Source organism: Lacticaseibacillus zeae subsp. silagei (genome assembly GCF_030770335.1).
Lineage (GTDB): Bacteria > Bacillota > Bacilli > Lactobacillales > Lactobacillaceae > Lacticaseibacillus > Lacticaseibacillus zeae.
Map to the genome: position 1 here is coordinate 311,375 of NZ_CP132484.1, position 17,062 is coordinate 328,436.

At 49.1% G+C, this 17,062-nt stretch carries 17 protein-coding genes; 16 read left to right on the plus strand and 1 reads right to left on the minus strand.

Translation table 11 applies throughout. The features are described from left to right. Window positions 1-288 precede the first annotated feature (288 nt). From rsmG to guaB, 9 genes are all read left to right on the plus strand, one after another. Window positions 289-1,020 carry a 16S rRNA (guanine(527)-N(7))-methyltransferase RsmG gene (gene rsmG, locus LACZS1_RS01520; protein WP_070652327.1) on the plus strand — a complete coding sequence of 244 codons (732 nt, stop codon included), beginning with the start codon at window positions 289-291 and terminating at the stop codon, window positions 1,018-1,020. Window positions 1,021-1,023: 3 nt separating this feature from the next. Continuing rightward, window positions 1,024-1,851: a nucleoid occlusion protein gene (gene noc / locus LACZS1_RS01525; protein ID WP_047106540.1), complete on the plus strand. Its 828-nt coding sequence runs from the start codon at window positions 1,024-1,026 to the stop codon at window positions 1,849-1,851. 9 nt (window positions 1,852-1,860) lie between these two features. Beyond that, complete coding sequence (locus tag LACZS1_RS01530; RefSeq protein ID WP_010489840.1) at window positions 1,861-2,628, plus strand: ParA family protein; 768 nt, start codon at window positions 1,861-1,863, stop codon at window positions 2,626-2,628. Next, on the plus strand, window positions 2,618-3,490 hold the full coding sequence (locus LACZS1_RS01535; protein WP_010489838.1) for a ParB/RepB/Spo0J family partition protein: 873 nt from the start codon (window positions 2,618-2,620) through the stop codon (window positions 3,488-3,490). The genes LACZS1_RS01530 and LACZS1_RS01535 overlap by 11 nt, the downstream gene beginning before the upstream one ends. Window positions 3,491-3,516: 26 nt before the next feature. Further along, the gene (locus tag LACZS1_RS01540) at window positions 3,517-3,708 is read left to right on the plus strand and encodes a DUF951 domain-containing protein (protein ID WP_010489835.1); all 192 of its coding nucleotides are present in this window, start codon (window positions 3,517-3,519) and stop codon (window positions 3,706-3,708) included. A gap of 24 nt (window positions 3,709-3,732) precedes the next feature. Then, window positions 3,733-4,839 carry a redox-regulated ATPase YchF gene (gene ychF, locus LACZS1_RS01545; protein WP_025013233.1) on the plus strand — a complete coding sequence of 369 codons (1,107 nt, stop codon included), beginning with the start codon at window positions 3,733-3,735 and terminating at the stop codon, window positions 4,837-4,839. 55 nt (window positions 4,840-4,894) lie between these two features. Then, on the plus strand, window positions 4,895-5,689 hold the full coding sequence (locus LACZS1_RS01550; RefSeq protein WP_070652328.1) for a DUF1129 domain-containing protein: 795 nt from the start codon (window positions 4,895-4,897) through the stop codon (window positions 5,687-5,689). A gap of 324 nt (window positions 5,690-6,013) precedes the next feature. After that, window positions 6,014-7,114: an LPXTG cell wall anchor domain-containing protein gene (locus LACZS1_RS01555; RefSeq protein WP_070652330.1), complete on the plus strand. Its 1,101-nt coding sequence runs from the start codon at window positions 6,014-6,016 to the stop codon at window positions 7,112-7,114. A 289-nt stretch (window positions 7,115-7,403) separates the two neighbouring features. Then, entirely contained in the window at window positions 7,404-8,891 is a 1,488-nt protein-coding gene (gene guaB, locus LACZS1_RS01560; protein ID WP_010489828.1) for an IMP dehydrogenase, read from the plus strand. Window positions 8,892-8,967: 76 nt separating this feature from the next. Here the strand turns inward: guaB and LACZS1_RS01565 are convergent, their stop codons facing one another. Beyond that, window positions 8,968-9,657, minus strand: coding sequence for a hypothetical protein (locus LACZS1_RS01565; RefSeq protein ID WP_070652332.1), 690 nt, complete (start codon window positions 9,655-9,657; stop codon window positions 8,968-8,970). Between the two features lie 144 nt (window positions 9,658-9,801). On the opposite strand from LACZS1_RS01565, the gene croR reads away from it, so the two are divergent. From croR to LACZS1_RS01600, 7 genes are all read left to right on the plus strand, one after another. Beyond that, complete coding sequence (gene croR / locus LACZS1_RS01570) at window positions 9,802-10,488, plus strand: response regulator transcription factor CroR (protein WP_010489824.1); 687 nt, start codon at window positions 9,802-9,804, stop codon at window positions 10,486-10,488. Window positions 10,489-10,491: 3 nt separating this feature from the next. Beyond that, entirely contained in the window at window positions 10,492-11,676 is a 1,185-nt protein-coding gene (locus LACZS1_RS01575; RefSeq protein ID WP_070652334.1) for a sensor histidine kinase, read from the plus strand. A gap of 2 nt (window positions 11,677-11,678) precedes the next feature. Then, entirely contained in the window at window positions 11,679-12,989 is a 1,311-nt protein-coding gene (locus LACZS1_RS01580; RefSeq protein WP_047106534.1) for a D-alanyl-D-alanine carboxypeptidase family protein, read from the plus strand. Between the two features lie 87 nt (window positions 12,990-13,076). Continuing rightward, on the plus strand, window positions 13,077-13,556 hold the full coding sequence (gene greA, locus LACZS1_RS01585) for a transcription elongation factor GreA (protein WP_070652335.1): 480 nt from the start codon (window positions 13,077-13,079) through the stop codon (window positions 13,554-13,556). A gap of 120 nt (window positions 13,557-13,676) precedes the next feature. After that, on the plus strand, window positions 13,677-15,230 hold the full coding sequence (locus LACZS1_RS01590) for a UDP-N-acetylmuramoyl-L-alanyl-D-glutamate--2,6-diaminopimelate ligase (protein ID WP_070652337.1): 1,554 nt from the start codon (window positions 13,677-13,679) through the stop codon (window positions 15,228-15,230). Between the two features lie 5 nt (window positions 15,231-15,235). After that, window positions 15,236-15,985, plus strand: a complete 750-nt coding sequence (locus tag LACZS1_RS01595) for an aspartate/glutamate racemase family protein (RefSeq protein WP_070652338.1) — start codon at window positions 15,236-15,238, stop codon at window positions 15,983-15,985. 132 nt (window positions 15,986-16,117) lie between these two features. After that, window positions 16,118-16,978 carry an aldo/keto reductase gene (locus LACZS1_RS01600; RefSeq protein ID WP_010489813.1) on the plus strand — a complete coding sequence of 287 codons (861 nt, stop codon included), beginning with the start codon at window positions 16,118-16,120 and terminating at the stop codon, window positions 16,976-16,978. Window positions 16,979-17,062 lie beyond the last annotated feature (84 nt).

Sequence of the window (17,062 nt, forward strand, 5' to 3'; positions counted from 1 at the left end):
GGCCCCTTTTTGGATGGCCTTAGATTAGCACGAAAACCTGATTGTTGAATTAGTTATGCTTGTGAACTAGTACACCATATCGACAAGTTGATTTGTGGTAAAATGAAGCGCTTGAAAATTGCGGCCACCGTGCGCACTTCATGGCTAAGCACAAGGTGACTCAACGATATTTTTGACCCGTTTTCACGCCAAGAATACGGTTGAGCACACGGCATTTTTACGTTACACTTGACGGGTACGTGAAACCTTGTTTGTTCCACAAAATCAAATCAAAAAACGGAGGCAGACATGGATCCAACAGCTTTTGTCCACGCTCTAGCTGATCACGGCATCGTCTTGGATGACCACCAGCAGGATCAGTTCGCGGCTTATTACCAATATCTGATCAGCGAGAATGAAAAAATGAATCTGACGGGCATCACAGCTGAAGGGGACGTCTACCTCAAGCACTTCTATGACTCATTGACCCTGGGGATGGTGTTGCCTGATTTGCAGCGTCAGCCGTTATCGCTTTGTGATGTCGGCGCCGGTGCGGGATTTCCGTCAATTCCACTCAAAATCGCGTTTCCGCAGTTAAAAATCACGATTGTTGACTCCTTGCAAAAACGGATTGGCTTCTTAGAGCGGTTAACGACGCGCCTGGAGCTGACAGATGTTCAGTTATTCCATGATCGCGCCGAGACTTTTGGCGCTAAAAAATCAGCGCATCGCGGCCAGTTTGATCTGGTGACGGCGCGGGCAGTTGCAGCGCTCAATGTTTTAGCTGAACTGTGCCTGCCACTGGTGAAACCACAAGGGCGATTTGTGGCCATGAAAGCTGCCGCAACTGCAGAGGAACTCATCGCCGCCAAGCCAGCAATCGGTTTGCTGGGCGGCAAGTTAGTCCAGGATGCGGCGCTAACCTTACCGGAAACCGGCGACACCCGGCATTTGCTGGTGATCGAAAAAGTGAAGGCAACACCAAATAAATACCCTCGTAAGCCGGGGGTGCCAAATAAACAACCATTGGGAGGTGCATAACGCGTGGCATTATCATTTTTTGGCCATAAAAAGCCAAACGACGAGACCGTTGTGCAACAGTTGCCACTAAACGCCATTACGCCGAATCAATTTCAGCCGCGGAAGGTTTTTTCAGCTGATTCGATTCAGGAACTGGCGGCCACGATCAAAGAACACGGCTTGTTGCAGCCGATTATCGTGCGTGAATATGCGCCTGACCAATATGAAATCATTGCCGGCGAGCGGCGTTATCGCGCAATGCAGTTGTTGGGATGGGAAAAAGCACCGGCGATTGTCCAGAAGATGGACGATGATGAAAGTGCGTCCATGGCGCTGGTTGAAAACCTGCAGCGTGAAGGCTTGAGCGCGATTGAAGAAGGCCAGGCGTATGTGGCTTTGATGAAGCTCAACCAGTTAACCCAAGGCGCTTTGGCACAGCAGCTGGGAAAGAGTCAGGCGTTTGTCGCCAATAAGATCCGGTTGCTGAAATTGGATGCACCGGTGCAAGAAGCCATTATGAAAGGCCTCATCAGCGAGCGGCATGGGCGGGAATTGCTGAAGCTTAGTGATGATCAACAGGCACAGGCATTGCACCAAATTGTGGCCGACAAATTGACGGTGAAGGAAACATCGGCTTTGGTTAATGAATGGCTAAGACCTAAGAAGCCGGAAAAAAAGCCGAAGCCAAAAGTACGCCGGTCAGCGGTTAGCCACGATACCCGCGTTGCCTGGAATACACTGAAACGTTCAGTCAAAATGATTCGCGATACCGGAATGACCGTCACGGCCAAAGAAGAAGATACCGATGACGCTTACCGCATGATTATCGAGATTCCAAAAGAGAAGAGATAGGGGGAGCTCATGACACATATCATCGCTGTCGCCAATCAAAAAGGCGGGGTTGGCAAGACCACAACGACCATTAATTTGGGGGCCTGTCTGGCAAACCTTGGGAAGAAAGTCCTCATTGTCGACGTTGATGCCCAAGGCAATGCCACAAGTGGGGTGGGCGTTCAAAAAGCCCAAGTTGAAAAGGATATTTACGATGTTTTGGTCAACGAAGATCCGATTACCGAAGCCATTTTGCCAACCAAACATAAAAATTTAGCCATTGTCCCGGCGACCATCCAGTTGGCCGGTGCCGAAATCGAGTTAACCAGTCAAATGGCCCGGGAAATGCGCTTGAAACTGGGGCTTCATCCGATCGAGGATCAGTACGACTACATTTTGATTGATTGCCCGCCGTCACTGGGTCAGCTTTCAATTAATGCGTTTACGGCAAGTGATTCGATTCTGATTCCGGTTCAAAGTGAGTATTATGCACTGGAAGGCCTGAGCCAGTTGCTTAACACGGTTCGACTTGTTCAAAAACATTTCAATCCGAATTTGGCGATTGAAGGGGTTCTGCTGACGATGTATGATGCCCGCACGAACCTTGGCGCGCAGGTGATCGATGAAGTGCGTAAGTATTTTGGCGATAAAGTATATGCAACCGTGATTCCGCGGATTACCCGATTGGCTGAGGCGCCGAGTTACGGTCTGCCAATCGTGGATTTTGATCCAAAATCGCGCGGATCCGAAGTTTACGAGGCTTTAGCCAAGGAGGTGCTGGCTGCTCATGGCGAATAAGAATAGTAAGGGATTAGGTCGCGGCATTGACGCCATTTTCAAAGATTTTGAAAGTCCTGATCTGAGTGCTAACAATACCGTTGAGGAACTGCCACTGGTCGATATCCGGCCGAACCCGTACCAACCCCGAAAAACCTTTGATCAAGAAGGCTTAAAAGAACTGGCGGATTCCATCAAGCAAACCGGCGTTTTCCAGCCGATTATTGTGCGCAAAAGTGTTTCCGGTTATGAAATTATCACCGGTGAGCGGCGTTTTCGTGCGTCTAAGCTGGCTGGTAAGGAAACCATTCCGGCGATTGTCCGCGATTTTAACGATCCGGAAATGATGGAAATCGCAGTGCTGGAAAACCTGCAGCGCGAGGATCTGACTCCGTTAGACGAAGCGCAGGCTTATGAGACGTTGATCAAGCGCTTAAACCTGACGCAAGCGGAAGTTTCCGCACGGCTAGGCAAAAGCCGGCCGTATATTGCCAACTATTTGCGCTTGTTAACGTTGCCGCAGCAAGTCAAACAAATGCTCAGCGCCAATCAGCTCTCAATGGGGCAGGCGCGAACCTTGTTGAGTCTCAAAGATAAAACCAAGATGGTCAGTGTTGCCAAGAAGACCATTAGTGAAAATCTAACGGTTCGCCAACTTGAACGGCTAATCAATCAGATGAACGCCGGGACAAGTCGCTCGACATCGAAGGAAAAGCCTAAATCACCGTATGTCCGAGCAACCGAAAATCAGTTGGGCGAACGCTTCGGCACGAAAGTCAATATTAATGAAGGCAGTAAAGGCAAAGGCAAGATTGAAATTGATTTTACATCCGAGCAAGATCTCAATCGGATCTTAGCGATGTTAGACGTCAATATCGATTAACCGGCCAATCCGCTGGAGGTAGACGAATGTACCAATTACATGATTTGGTTCAAATGAAGAAGCCGCATGCATGTGGAACGAATAAATGGGAAGTCATTCGCCTGGGCGCCGACATTAAAATTCGTTGCACCGGTTGCGGCCATATTGTCATGATGTCGCGCCGTGATTTTGAGAAGCGGCTCAAGAAAGTTTTAGGTCAAGCAGAACAGACAGATTAATCATAGAAAGTGTGAAATAAGCAAATGGCTTTAACAGCAGGTATTGTCGGACTACCCAATGTCGGTAAGTCCACGCTTTTTAACGCAATCACAAAAGCAGGCGCCGAAATGGCCAATTATCCGTTTGCGACCATCGATCCCAATGTGGGGATGGTCGAGGTTCCGGATAAACGGTTGGCGCGGATTGATGAATTGATTCCGGCTAAGAAAATCATTCATACGACTTTTGAGTTCACGGATATTGCCGGAATTGTGAAAGGCGCTTCCAAAGGCGAGGGACTTGGCAACAAGTTTCTGGAAAACATTCGCCAGGTAGATGCGATCGTGCACGTTGTTCGGGCATTCGATGACGACAACATTACCAGTGTGACTGGCAAAGTCGATCCGCTGGAAGACATGGCTACGATTAACATGGAACTGGCGATCGCCGATTTGGATTCGGTCAATAAACGCTATGCCAAAGTTGAAAAGGTTGCCCGTACCCAAACCAAAGACAAGGAAGCCCAGGCAGAGTTTAAAGTACTGCAAAAGATCAAACCGGTTCTTGAAGACGGCGGGATGGTCCGCAGCATTGACTTTGATAAAGATGAACAGAAGATCGTCAAGGGCTTGTTCTTATTAACGAGTAAACCGGTGCTTTATGTTGCCAATATTGCGGAAGAAGCCATGGCCGATCCGGATTCCGTCGATTATGTCAAACAAATCAAAGCCGAAGCAGCCAAAGAAGGCGCCGAGGTGATTGCTATTTCGGCCAAGACCGAAGAGGAAATTGCCGAATTGGATGATGACGAGAAAGCCGACTTTCTGGCAGCAGAAGGTGTCGATGAATCCGGTTTGGATAAACTCATCAAGGCTAGCTATCATTTGCTGGGCTTAGCAACCTTCTTTACGGCTGGCGGCAAAGAAACCCGCGCGTGGACGTTTAAACGTGGCATGAAGGCGCCTCAAGTTGCCGGGATCATTCATTCGGACTTTGAGCGCGGTTTTATCCGAGCCGAGACAATGTCCTTTACGGATCTTGACAAGTATGGTTCCGTGCAGGCAGTCAAGGAAGCCGGACGTTACCGCTCTGAAGGCAAGGAATATCAAGTGCAAGATGGGGATATCATTGAATTTCGGTTCAATGTTTAACGTGCAAGCCAAAAGCGCGCACGCGACGACGATAACTTTAAGATAGGAGTTACACATGGCAAAGAAGCAAGAAACGGACACGAGTCAAACAGCAGACAGCGCTGCAGTTGATCAACAGCAGACTGCGGCATCGTCAGCGGCTGATACGCAGCAGTCGGCAGCAACGGTGGCAAGCAAGAATGCCCATGTTAAGCAGGAGCGGCCAGCTACAACCGTTCCGGAAATGATTGCAAGACTGACCAATAAGAACAACGAGTATGTCTTCAAGCTGCGGCGTGAATTAAAAGACGGCGGTATGAGTGAGGCGGATGAGGAAACCCTGCTCAAAACGATGCTGCCGGAAATGATTACCGCCCAACGACAAGGCAAACCGGCCACACAACTTTATGGGCCGGTCACGGTGAAGGCTAATGAAATCCTGCATACACCGAAACCGGAACCTAAAAAGCCGCTGTGGTTATTGGTCGCCGATCAAGGTCTGTTTTTCATGGCCATTCTTGCGGCTGTCTTCGCCGTGATGACTTACATCAATCCGAAATCGCAGAACAACGCTAGCAACAGCTTTGCTTATCTTGTCATGTTAAGCCTCATGGCCGGTCTTTTCTTTGTGTATTACGCCGACTGGATGGAACAGGACAAGAAGAATCGCCGCAGTGCCTGGTTAGTGCTTGGCGGCGGCATTGTGTTGGTTCTCGCGGTTACCTTTATCGGCGGCGCCCTCATGATGCTTGACACACCATTCACCCGGGCAATGCCGTGGTATGTGGACGTAATCATCGCCGTTGTCGCGTATGGTTCCCACTGGCTTTTGCAACGTCGGTATCATCTCAAGAGCTTTTTCCGGCGGTAGTGGGTAGAGGTTTAAAATAAGTTGCTTGGTTGTTGAAGGTCACCTCGATAGTGGGGTGACTTTTTTGGTGTGAGCGTGAACCAGCCCGGTTAGAAGTCGGAGTGTAAGTGGCCTTGGGCGTGATGGCCCGGGCTTAGGCCATTGCGACCAAGGTCCTTACACGCAGACTTCTGGGCTGGCGAACGCGTTATGGTGAGCAGGCTCCTAACCATGCCAGTTCACGCCCGCGCTCAAAAAAAATTTGACGCCCTGTTTTTCATCCGGTAAACTTCATGTGAGCTTAATCGTAATGATTACGCTTTAGAAAATTTGGGAGGTTTTTGGATGAATAAGGGGCATCAACAGCAGTACGGACGCGGATTTGTCTTGGCGGTGGTGGCATTGGCAGGTTTTGGTTTGGTCAATGCCCAACCGACTCAGGCGGCAACGTCTGCTAACGGTTCCGCTAGTCAAGCAGTTGAGCAGGCATCTGCTGTCAAATCGGTTGCGGCTAAGGACCAAACGCTGGTCTTCGCACTACTTAATGGCATCGCAGCGAATTATCATCAGGCGATCACGGTGCAGATTGTTGCTGCCGATAACGGTCAGGTGGTCGCAACCAAAACGTTAGCATCAACTGATGAAGATGAACCATCAGCATCGGTCAGCGGGTTAAGGATCGGTGCCGCTGACGGACTACAGACAGGACACACATACCGACTTCAGGTTGTGGCTTCCGGTAACCAAGGCTGGAAGGCTGTTCCGGAGAGCTTCGTTTACACACCGGGCCAGACAACCAAAATTGAAATGGACAAGTATACTTATCAAAAAGGCGAGCGCGCGTTCCAACTCGTTGACCAGCAGACCAAGCAGCCATTGGCAAACGTGAAAGTGGCCGCTATTCCGAACCTGGTTGATGGTGCTAAGGCGGCAATCGTCAAAACAACGGATGCCCAAGGTCGCGTCACTTTTTCAACAGATGATCCGCAATTCAAGCGCAATGTGTTCTATCATTTTGAATTACCGGATAAGCACGTGACAGTAGGCTATAACTGGAACTTAATCGGCGGCGAAAAGGCGGACGATAAGGCAGCGGTCGTTTCAGTGAAAATGCCTGCGATTGCTTCCTCAAGTTCACAGGCATCTCAGGCAAGTTCGCAAGCGTCACAAAAGCCTTCACAAGCACCATCAGAAAAGCCAAGCACTGACCCGTCAGCCCAGTCAAGCCAGCTCTCGCTGCGCCCATCCTCATCAGCGAGTGCTTCCCAAAAAGCATCGGTTGAATCGGTAGCAGCACAGACATCTCAGGCTGCTACATCCGCAGAAAGTGGGTCAACTCACGGATTACCAAAAACCGGTGAAGCACTTGGTCAATCAGGACTTTGGGCCGGGCTTGCAACCCTGCTTTCGGCGTTAGGCGCTTGGTTGTGGCGTCGCCAAGGCTAAAGGTGGCCGTTGAAACATTAAGCGGTCCCTGTTTGAAAAATGACAGCAGCTATTAATCCGAACGATAGCCATGACGGCACAAACCCAATGGCTAAAATCCGAACATTAAATTCTCATATCAAGGGTCGCTAATTTTTTGTTCGGATCAGACTGAACAATTATGAGACTTTCTTTCATTTTTAGGCCTATGATACCGGTCTTTTCAAAAAAATTGCGAAACACGTTTGACGTGTTCACATTCCGGTAGTACATTAGTCAACAACTAAAAATTGAAAGAGGGATTTACGCTATGAGTCATTGGGATACAAAGTTTGCCCGGCGTGGTTTTACATTTGATGATGTGTTGTTGATACCTGCAGAAAGTCATGTTTTGCCTCACGATGTCGATCTGTCTGTACAACTTGCGGACAACTTGAAGTTGAATATCCCAATCATCTCGGCGGGGATGGATACGGTGACCGAAAGTGCGATGGCAATTGCCATGGCACGCCAAGGCGGTCTGGGTGTTATTCATAAGAATATGAGCATTGCCGCGCAGGCTGACGAAGTGCTCAAGGTTAAGCGCAGTGAAAATGGCGTCATTGTGGATCCCTTCTATCTTACAGCCGATAAACCGGTTAGCGATGCAGAAGCATTGATGAAAAAGTATCGTATCAGCGGTGTGCCGATTGTGAACAACACAACCGACCGCAAGCTGACCGGTATCATTACCAACCGTGATTTACGGTATGTCGATGACAAGAGTGTGCTGATCGACACTGTCATGACCAAAGAAGGTTTGGTAACGGCCCCAGCCGGCACTTCCATTAAGGATGCAGAAGCGATCTTGCAGGCTCGCAAGATTGAAAAGCTGCCATTGATTGACAAGAATGGCCGGCTCAGCGGATTGATTACCATTAAAGATATTGAAAAAGTGGTTGAATTCCCGCATGCGGCTAAGGATGCACATGGCCGCTTGTTGGTGGCTGCTGCTGTCGGTGTGACCTCCGACACTTTTGATCGGGCGCAGGCTTTGTTAGATGCCGGTGCTGACGCGATTGTCATTGATACCGCCCATGGTCACAGTGCCGGGGTTATTCGCAAGATCAAGGAAATTCGCGAGCATTTTCCACTGGCAACCTTGATTGCCGGTAATGTTGCGACGGCGGAAGCAACGGAAGCACTGTATGATGCCGGTGTTGATGTTGTCAAAGTCGGGATTGGCCCTGGTTCGATTTGTACCACTCGGATTGTTGCCGGTGTCGGTGTTCCTCAGCTGACGGCGGTTTATGATGCTGCTGGTGTGGCGCGTAAACGTGGCAAAACGATCATTGCCGATGGCGGAATCAAGTATTCCGGCGACATCGTGAAGGCGTTGGCGGCTGGCGGGAACGCGGTCATGTTAGGGTCACTTTTAGCCGGAACCGACGAAGCACCAGGCCAGTTTGAAATTTATCAAGGCCGGCGCTTCAAGACTTATCGTGGCATGGGTTCGCTGGGCGCGATGGCGCAGGCACACGGCTCAAGCGATCGTTACTTCCAAAGTGGCGTGAATGAGGCCAACAAGCTGGTTCCTGAAGGCATTGAAGGTCGAGTTGCTTACAAAGGCAGCCTTGGTGATGTGATCTTCCAGATGCTTGGCGGCATTGAATCCGGCATGGGCTATGTCGGGGCACCGAACCTGAAAGAGCTGCAAGACAACGCCCAGTTCATTCAGATTACCGGAGCCGGCTTACGCGAAAGCCATCCGCATGACGTTCAGATCACGCGTGAAGCACCGAATTATTCTGTTCAATAATTTAAGACGCTATTAAAAGAGCTTACAGATACCTCCTCAGTTGAGGTCGTCTGTAAGCTCCTTTTATATTTACCGTTTAACGATGCTGCAATCGCGCCTGGTGGAAGACCTCAAGCACCTGGGTTCCAAAAGTCGTGGCCACTGTTATTGGCCAGGCACGGGTCAGCGGCACGATCGCCAACATTGTCTGCAACCATTGCGCGGTTGGCAAGAGCTTAATCAAATGATGACCGGAAAACTGCGTGAATAACAGGTTTCGACTATAAAACTGAATCAAGTGGTGTTGCAGGCGCCGATCAGCGACTGGCAACAACAAATCGTTACTATTATTCCGATCGCCCAGGAAAAGTGGCAAGGGTTCAAGATCCTGATATAAGTCGAATTGGCGATGCTTGTAGGCGCTGGCCATTGCCGGTGTCAGGCGGAGCATGAATACCAGTTTGCGAGACGCCGCCCACAACAGCATGTTAGCAATGGCGATATCGGTTGGCGTGAACGCAAACACAGCTTGGTGCGCCGCCGGACTCACCAATGCTTGGGTCAAAACCGGTTTGAGTCCAGTAACATCGGGCATATCAGGCCAAATAACCTGTAGTTGCTGCACCCCATTCAACCAATGGACGTGCGTGGCAAGCCGCAACGTTAACCAGTCTGGCTGCTGGTACAAAAGCCAATAGGTGCTGCCACTGGTATGCGCGATATTGATACCGGCGATTCGCATGCCCCGCGGCAGACTGGCGGCCACAACATTGGTTAAATTTTCCAAAAAATGTTGCCTCCTTTTTAGCATGAATAACGCTGTAACCCGCTTTTTCTTAGGTTTTTCGTAAAGAATTCCCGGTTCAATTTTGGTACAATGGACATTGATGTGACAGTCCTTACCGATCGTTCTATAAATGGAGTTAAAAATATGAAGATATTAATTGTTGACGATGATAAAGAAATCGTTGAATTACTGAGCATTTACGTAAAAAACGAAGGCTATGAACCAATTCAAGCATACTCGGGAAAAGAAGCGATTACCAAACTCGTGACCAATCCGGATATTGCTTTGATGATTTTAGATATTATGATGCCGAATATGTCGGGCATGGACGTGGTGAAAGAAGTCCGCAAAGATTCGCAGATTCCGATCATCATTGTGTCAGCCAAAACGGCGGATATGGACAAGATTCAGGGTCTGATTACCGGCGCTGACGATTACGTAACCAAACCGTTTAACCCGCTAGAAGTGATGGCGCGCGTCAAGAGTCTGTTGCGTCGGAGTCAAAACGAAGTTACCAATCCGGAACCGGATGTGCTTGAGGTTGGCCCGTTAACCATCAAAAAGGACAGCCATGAAGTGACGACTTTGACCGGCAAACAAATTCAGCTGACCGCGTTGGAATTCGGTATTTTGTATTTACTTGCAAGCCATCCCAACCGAGTTTTTTCGGCTGACGAAATTTTTGAGCGGGTTTGGCAACAGGAATCCATTGTTTCGGCGAAAACCGTCATGGTCCACGTATCACATCTCCGCGATAAAATTGAAGAGGCAACTGATGGTGAGAAGGTCATTGAAACCGTCTGGGGCGTTGGTTACAAGGTCGAGGCCTAATTCATGAGCGAAAAAGTCAAACTCACCGCAAAGGAAAAATCCGAACTGTGGATTGAAGGCATTGTGACGGTGATTTTGCTACTGATGCTGAATTTTGCGTTGTTAGTGCTGATTAACCAGATGATCGCGCATAATCCTGGATTGGAAAATGCCATCTGGGGTGTGAAAACGAATTTGACTTTTGGTCGCGGCGGTTTTCATCTCTGGAGCTGGTCGAATCTGTTTCTTACCATGATGGCGATTGCGGACGTGATTGTGGTGTATTGGCGCTTGGCGCGGCGCTATCGGCAAATGCAGATGCGCCATGTCATCGCCGAACTGCATTATATTGCGGATGGCCATCTTGATCATCGGATTAAGTTTGAAGTGAACACCGAATTGCAAAAGGTTGTCAGCAGCATCAATGCACTGGTTGATTCGACGGTCAATTCGATGGCGGAAGAGCGGCGCATCGAGCAAAGCAAAGACGAGCTGATTACCAACGTCAGTCATGATATTCGAACGCCATTAACGTCCATTATCGGTTATCTGGGTTTGATTGAAGACCATCAATACCGCAGTGACGAAGAGTTGCTCAAATATACGCACACCGCTTATTTGAAGGCCAAACAAATGAAGGTGCTGGTTGAAGACTTGTTTGAATATACGAAAGTCAAGTCGACCACCACCAAGCTTAACCCGGTTCGGTTTAACATGATTGCGATGCTGGAACAGCTCGCTGCCAGTTTTGAGCTCGAAGCACATAAGAAACATATGCGGATTCTCGTCAGTGGTGAGCCGAACCCGTTAATGATGGAGGCCGACACCGAGAAACTGGGCAGGGTGTTCAATAATCTGATTGTCAATGCGTTGAAGTATGGCCAAGGCGGACGGCATATTTTTCTGGACGCACAGCGCATTGGCAGTGAAGTGGTTGTGAAAGTTTCCAATGATGGCGCCCAGATTCCTAACGACTCGTTGAATCAGCTGTTCGACCGGTTCTATCGAGTTGAAGAAAGTCGTTCGCAGGAAACCGGCGGAACCGGATTGGGACTTGCGATTGCCCAAAGCATTATTGCGTTGCATGGCGGTTATATTTATGCCGATTCCAGTCCGGAGTTGACGAGTTTTGTGATTCATTTACCACTAAAAGTCGGTGCTTCATTGACCGATAAACCAAAACATTCTAATGAGGAAGCAGGAAAGTAAAAATGAAGAAGTTGTTGCGTGGGTTGATTGCCGCGATGGTCGCGGTGTTAATGATTGGTGGTGCTGCTCCGGCGGTCTCGGTTGCTGCTGCGGAAAGTAGCGATACGAATGTGGTTGATGCTAAGGCGGCGGTTGCCATTGAACCCACAACCGGGAAAGTGCTGTACGCCAAGAATGCCGATAGCGTGTTGCCGATTGCATCCATGACCAAGATGTTGAGTATCGAACTGGTGCTGGACGCCATTGATTCGGGAAAAATCAAATGGGACGACAAGGTGACCTTGGATAAGACAATCTGGTCACTTAGTCAGGATCGCGACCTTAGCAATGTGCCATTGCGGCGGGACGGTTCCTACTCGGTACGTGAGTTGTACGATGCCTCGCTGATTTATTCGGCGAACGCCGCCATGATGCTGCTCGCCAAAACGGTGGCTGGCAGTCAGGAAAAATTCGTCAATCAAATGACCGCCAAGCTTAAGAGCTGGGGCATTACGGATGCCAAAATTGTCAACGTGACTGGTCTCAACAACAGCCAGTTAAAAGACGCTAAAGTGCCTGGTACCGGCGATCAGGCGGAGAACGAAATGTCCGCCAAAGATATGGCCCAAGTTGCGCAACACTTACTTAAAGATCATCCGGAAGTCCTGAAAACCACCAGCATTGCCAAACAGACTTTCCGTAAAGGAACCGATGATGCGATTAATATGGAAAACTGGGACTGGATGTTGAAGGGCCTGGTTTCATATGATAAAAATCTGCCAGTTGACGGACTGAAGACCGGCACATCTGACGCTGCCGGCGACTGTTTCACCGGTACAGTCAAAAAGAACGGCATGCGGATTATCACGGTGGTCTTACACGCCAACGGGGATGCTAAGACTCGACGGTTTGACCAAACCAAGAAGTTGATGAATCATGTTCTGGAAAACTGGAAGACAGTTCAATTGGCTGATGCAGGACAAGGTATCAAAGGTTATCGCAATGTCACGGTTAATCGCGGCAAAGCACGGACAACGCCGATTGCCCCAGTCACCAAGGCTGTCGCAGTGGTTCCGTCAGATACCAGTAAACAGGATCTAAAGTATACTTATACACCTGCAAAAGGGGTCAAGAAGAACACGATTGAAGCACCGGTTAAGAAAGGTGCTACGATCGGCCATCTGGAAGTGACGGCCAAGGGTGATTCGCTTGGATTTGTCGGCGGTGCAAAACGTGAAGGGATCACGCTTAAGACCACCAAGGCAGATCCAAAGGCTAACTTCTTTGTCCTGATCTTCCGCGGGATTGGTGATTTCTTCGGCAATATTTTTTAAGCGACAACAATGATGTTAAGTGGTGAATGTTTTGGACTCCGAAACGGAGATCAACACGTTCACCTTTTTGTTAGGGAGGCGGTCATCATGGTGACTTATCACGAAATTACTCCGGCCGGATTGGCTAGTCTGAAGCAAGAGGTTGAGGATCTGAAAGCGATTCGTCCGGCGAAGATCAAGAATCTTGCCGAAGCCGCAGCGTTAGGCGATCGGTCGGAAAATGCCGAATACAGTGCGGCCAAACGTGAACTGCGGCAGTTGGAAGGGCGGCTGCGGTATCTTGATAAGCTGATTCGTTATGCTAAAGTCACGGCGCCGGCAGCAAGCGATATGGCTGATATTGGCAATACAGTCAAGCTTAAGTTTGATGATGACGATGATCAAGCCACCTATGAGTTGGTTGGTCCGGCAGAAGCTGGCATGGGTGCTGACAAGCTTGCTGTCAACTCGCCATTGGGAGCCGCGATTCGGCGCCATCATGCAGGTGATACGGTCACTGTCACTGCCCCAAGCGGCACTTATCAGGTGACGATTCTTGCGATTCAGACAGGAAAAGCGAACGCGTAACGCGTCCCCCCATTTGAAGTAGTCTGTCAGTTGATCACATGAACAATCAACCTCAAAGCCACACTAATGCTTATGCTATAATGAAGCTTGAAATAACGGCATATAAAAAGGAGCAGCCCAATGGCACTATCACTTAGAGCTTGTATTTTATTGTTGAAGGAACACCATTTACTCAAAAGCGCGGCCATCCAAACCACCGAAGATGTGGACATGACCGGCATTGCTTATGACTCGCGGAAAGTGTCCGGTCCGACGCTGTTTTTCTGCAAAGGTGATAAGTTTCGGCCGATTTATTTGTCAATGGCCAAAGACAACGGCGCCAAAACCTATGTTGCGGAAAAACCGTATGTGGAAGGCAATGGACTCAATGCCTTAATTGTCCGGAATATTACCAAAGCCATGGCGATTCTCAGCGCTGCCTTTTTCGACTATCCGCAAGATGACCTGTTTGTGATTGCCTATACAGGTACCAAGGGCAAAACCACGGCATCTTATTTCACTGAAGCTATTTTGAACGAAGCGCGTCCGCGGCATATCGCCTTATTCTCAACGATTGACACGGTTGTCGGCCCGGAACCAAATCAACGCTTCAAATCAAACCTAACCACGCCGGAAAGTCTGGATTTATTCCGCGATATGCGGGAAGCAGTTGAAAACGGTATGACCCATCTGGTGATGGAGGTGTCAAGTCAGGCTTATCTGCGTAATCGTGTTTTCGGGTTGACTTATGATGTCGGATTCTTCTTAAACATCACGCCTGATCATATCGGGCCGAACGAACATCCAACGTTTGCCAACTATCTGCACAATAAGCTGCAGTTGTTGGTTAATGCGCGCAAAGTCGTGATCAATGCCGAAACCGAGCATTTTGACCAAGTTTATGCTGCAGCGACAACGACGACTTATCCGGAAAGTATTTATTTATTTGCCAGTGCCGGCTTCAAGCCTAAGCGCGACGATATTGACATCGACTTTCGGTTTGACAGTCAGGAAGCGGACGTTGCCGAAAGTCGCTTTACATTAGTGCCGGTAACGGAAAAAGCGGCCGCACTCAATATTGGCGGCCATTATTCGCTTGCGTTAATCGGCGATTTTAATGAAAGTAACGCGACCGCAGCGATCATTGGTGCCGGATTGGCAGGCGTTGATGCATCAGCAGCAGTTCCGGGGATTGCAAAGGTTAAAATACCCGGGCGGATGGAACATGTTCAGATTGCCGGTCATGGCACGGTTTATGTTGATTATGCCCATAACTATGCCAGCATGAAGGCACTTTTATCATTTTTGAAGCGTTCATACAAAGATCCGCGGATGCTGGTTGTGGTCGGGTCGCCTGGTGATAAAGGCGTTTCCCGGCGGCCGGGGTTTGCCAAAGTGCTTACTGAACTAGCTACGGAAGCCTATCTCACAACCGATGATCCCGGTTACGAAGATCCTGCTAATATTGTCAACGAAATTGACAGCAAAATCGATCATAGCAAGGTCAAAGTCCACAAGGTGCTTGATCGCAAAGAGGCCATCACCGAAGCGATTAAAGCCAGCGGGTCGCAAGATGTGGTGGTCGTAGCCGGGAAAGGCGCGGATCCTTATCAGAAGATTCGCGGCGTCAATACGCCGTGGCCAACTGACATGGCGGTTGTGAAGGAAGTTGCCAAGTCGTTACAGGAAGGCTGATATTAATGCGTCAATTTTTCACGGTAATCGGAGGCATGGGCACACCCGCAACAGAAAGTTACGTGCGACTGCTTAATCAACGGACGCATGCCCACAGTGATCAGGAATATCTCAATTATATTCTGGTCAATGATGCCACCGTGCCGGATCGAACCGATTACATTTTGGATCACAGCAAACCAAGTTTTTATCCGGATTTACTTGAGGATATCCAGGCACAAAGCTTGCTGAATCCCGAGTTTATTGTGATTGTTTGCAATACGGCTCATTATTTTTACGATCAGTTGGCGGCTGCAACGTCGATTCCGTTGTTACACATGCCGCGACTGGCGATTCGCGACATGTGCGAACGTTTTCCCGATGAAAAACGCATCGGACTCATTGCCACGCAAGGTACCATTAAAGATGGCATCTATAGTCAGGAAATCGAAAACACGGGACGCGAGGTTGTTTTGGGAGATCAGGCCCTCCAGGACATGGTCACGGAACTGATTTACAAGTACGTTAAAGAAAAAGGCGAAGTTAACGCTGAATTGTATCACCGCATCTTAAAGCGGATGCATGATGATTTTCATGTCAACGTCATCGTGCTCGGCTGCACCGAGCTGTCATTTGCGCAGGAAAAAGCGGGCGATCATCCGTATCACGTTATCGATGCCCAGAGCATTATTGTCGACAAGACGCTGGCATTAGGCAAAGCCTTCCGCAAGAGCGAAGCGGACGGTAAGGCGCTTTTGAATCAACTAATGGTGTGAGCCGAGCGTGAACAGGAGATTTCTGCGACTGCGAACGCGTTATCATTCATTTTTGAGTGGTAGACGGCCATACAAAACGCTACTTACTTGTGGTAAGCTTAAATCAGTTCTCAAGTAAAGGAGATGCAGAATTTGGCACATTTAACCAAATTGACAGACACGTATACTTTAAACAATGGCGTTAAGATTCCGATTGTTGGCTTTGGCACCTGGCAGACACCTGATGGGGAAGTTGCCAAGCACAGTGTGGAAACCGCATTGGCTGCCGGCTACCGGCATATCGACACAGCTGCTGCCTATGGTAACGAAGATAGTGTCGGTGCAGGCATCAAGGCATCCGGAGTTCCGCGCGATCAGATCTTTTTGACCACCAAACTGTGGAATGCCGATCATGGCTATGAAGCAACCAAAGCCGCCATCGATCGCTCATTGCAAAAGCTTGGTGTTGATTACGTCGATCTTTATTTGATTCACTGGCCAAACCCGGTTCAATTCCGTAACAACTGGGAAGAGGCTAATGCCGGTTCGTGGAAAGCCATGGAAGAAGCCTATCAAGCAGGCAAACTGCGGGCGATTGGCGTGTCGAACTTCCGCGCCAAGCATTTGGACGCGTTACTCAAGACCGCTAACGTCAAGCCGATGGTCAATCAGATCTTCCTGAATCCAAGTGATTTGCAGCCGGAAGTCGTGGACTATAACAAGGCACATGATATTTTGAGTGAAGCATATAGCCCACTAGGCACAGGCAAAATCTTTAAAGTCGAAGCCCTTAAGAAGATTGCGGAACGGTACAACAAGAGCGTGGCACAAGTGGTGCTTCGTTGGTCACTGCAACATGGCTTCCTACCGCTGCCAAAGTCAGTGCATGACGAGCGGATCAAAGAAAACGCCCAGCTGTTTGACTTTGAACTGAGTCATCACGACATGACGCTGATTGATGCGTTACATGGCGAAGCCGGTTTGGCGACGGATCCTGATACTACTGATTTCTAGGAGCAAAATGACGATGCAGTCAGCATTGTATGACTGCACAAAACCCCCGCGGGAGACCGCGGGGGTTTTGTGTGCCGTGACGAA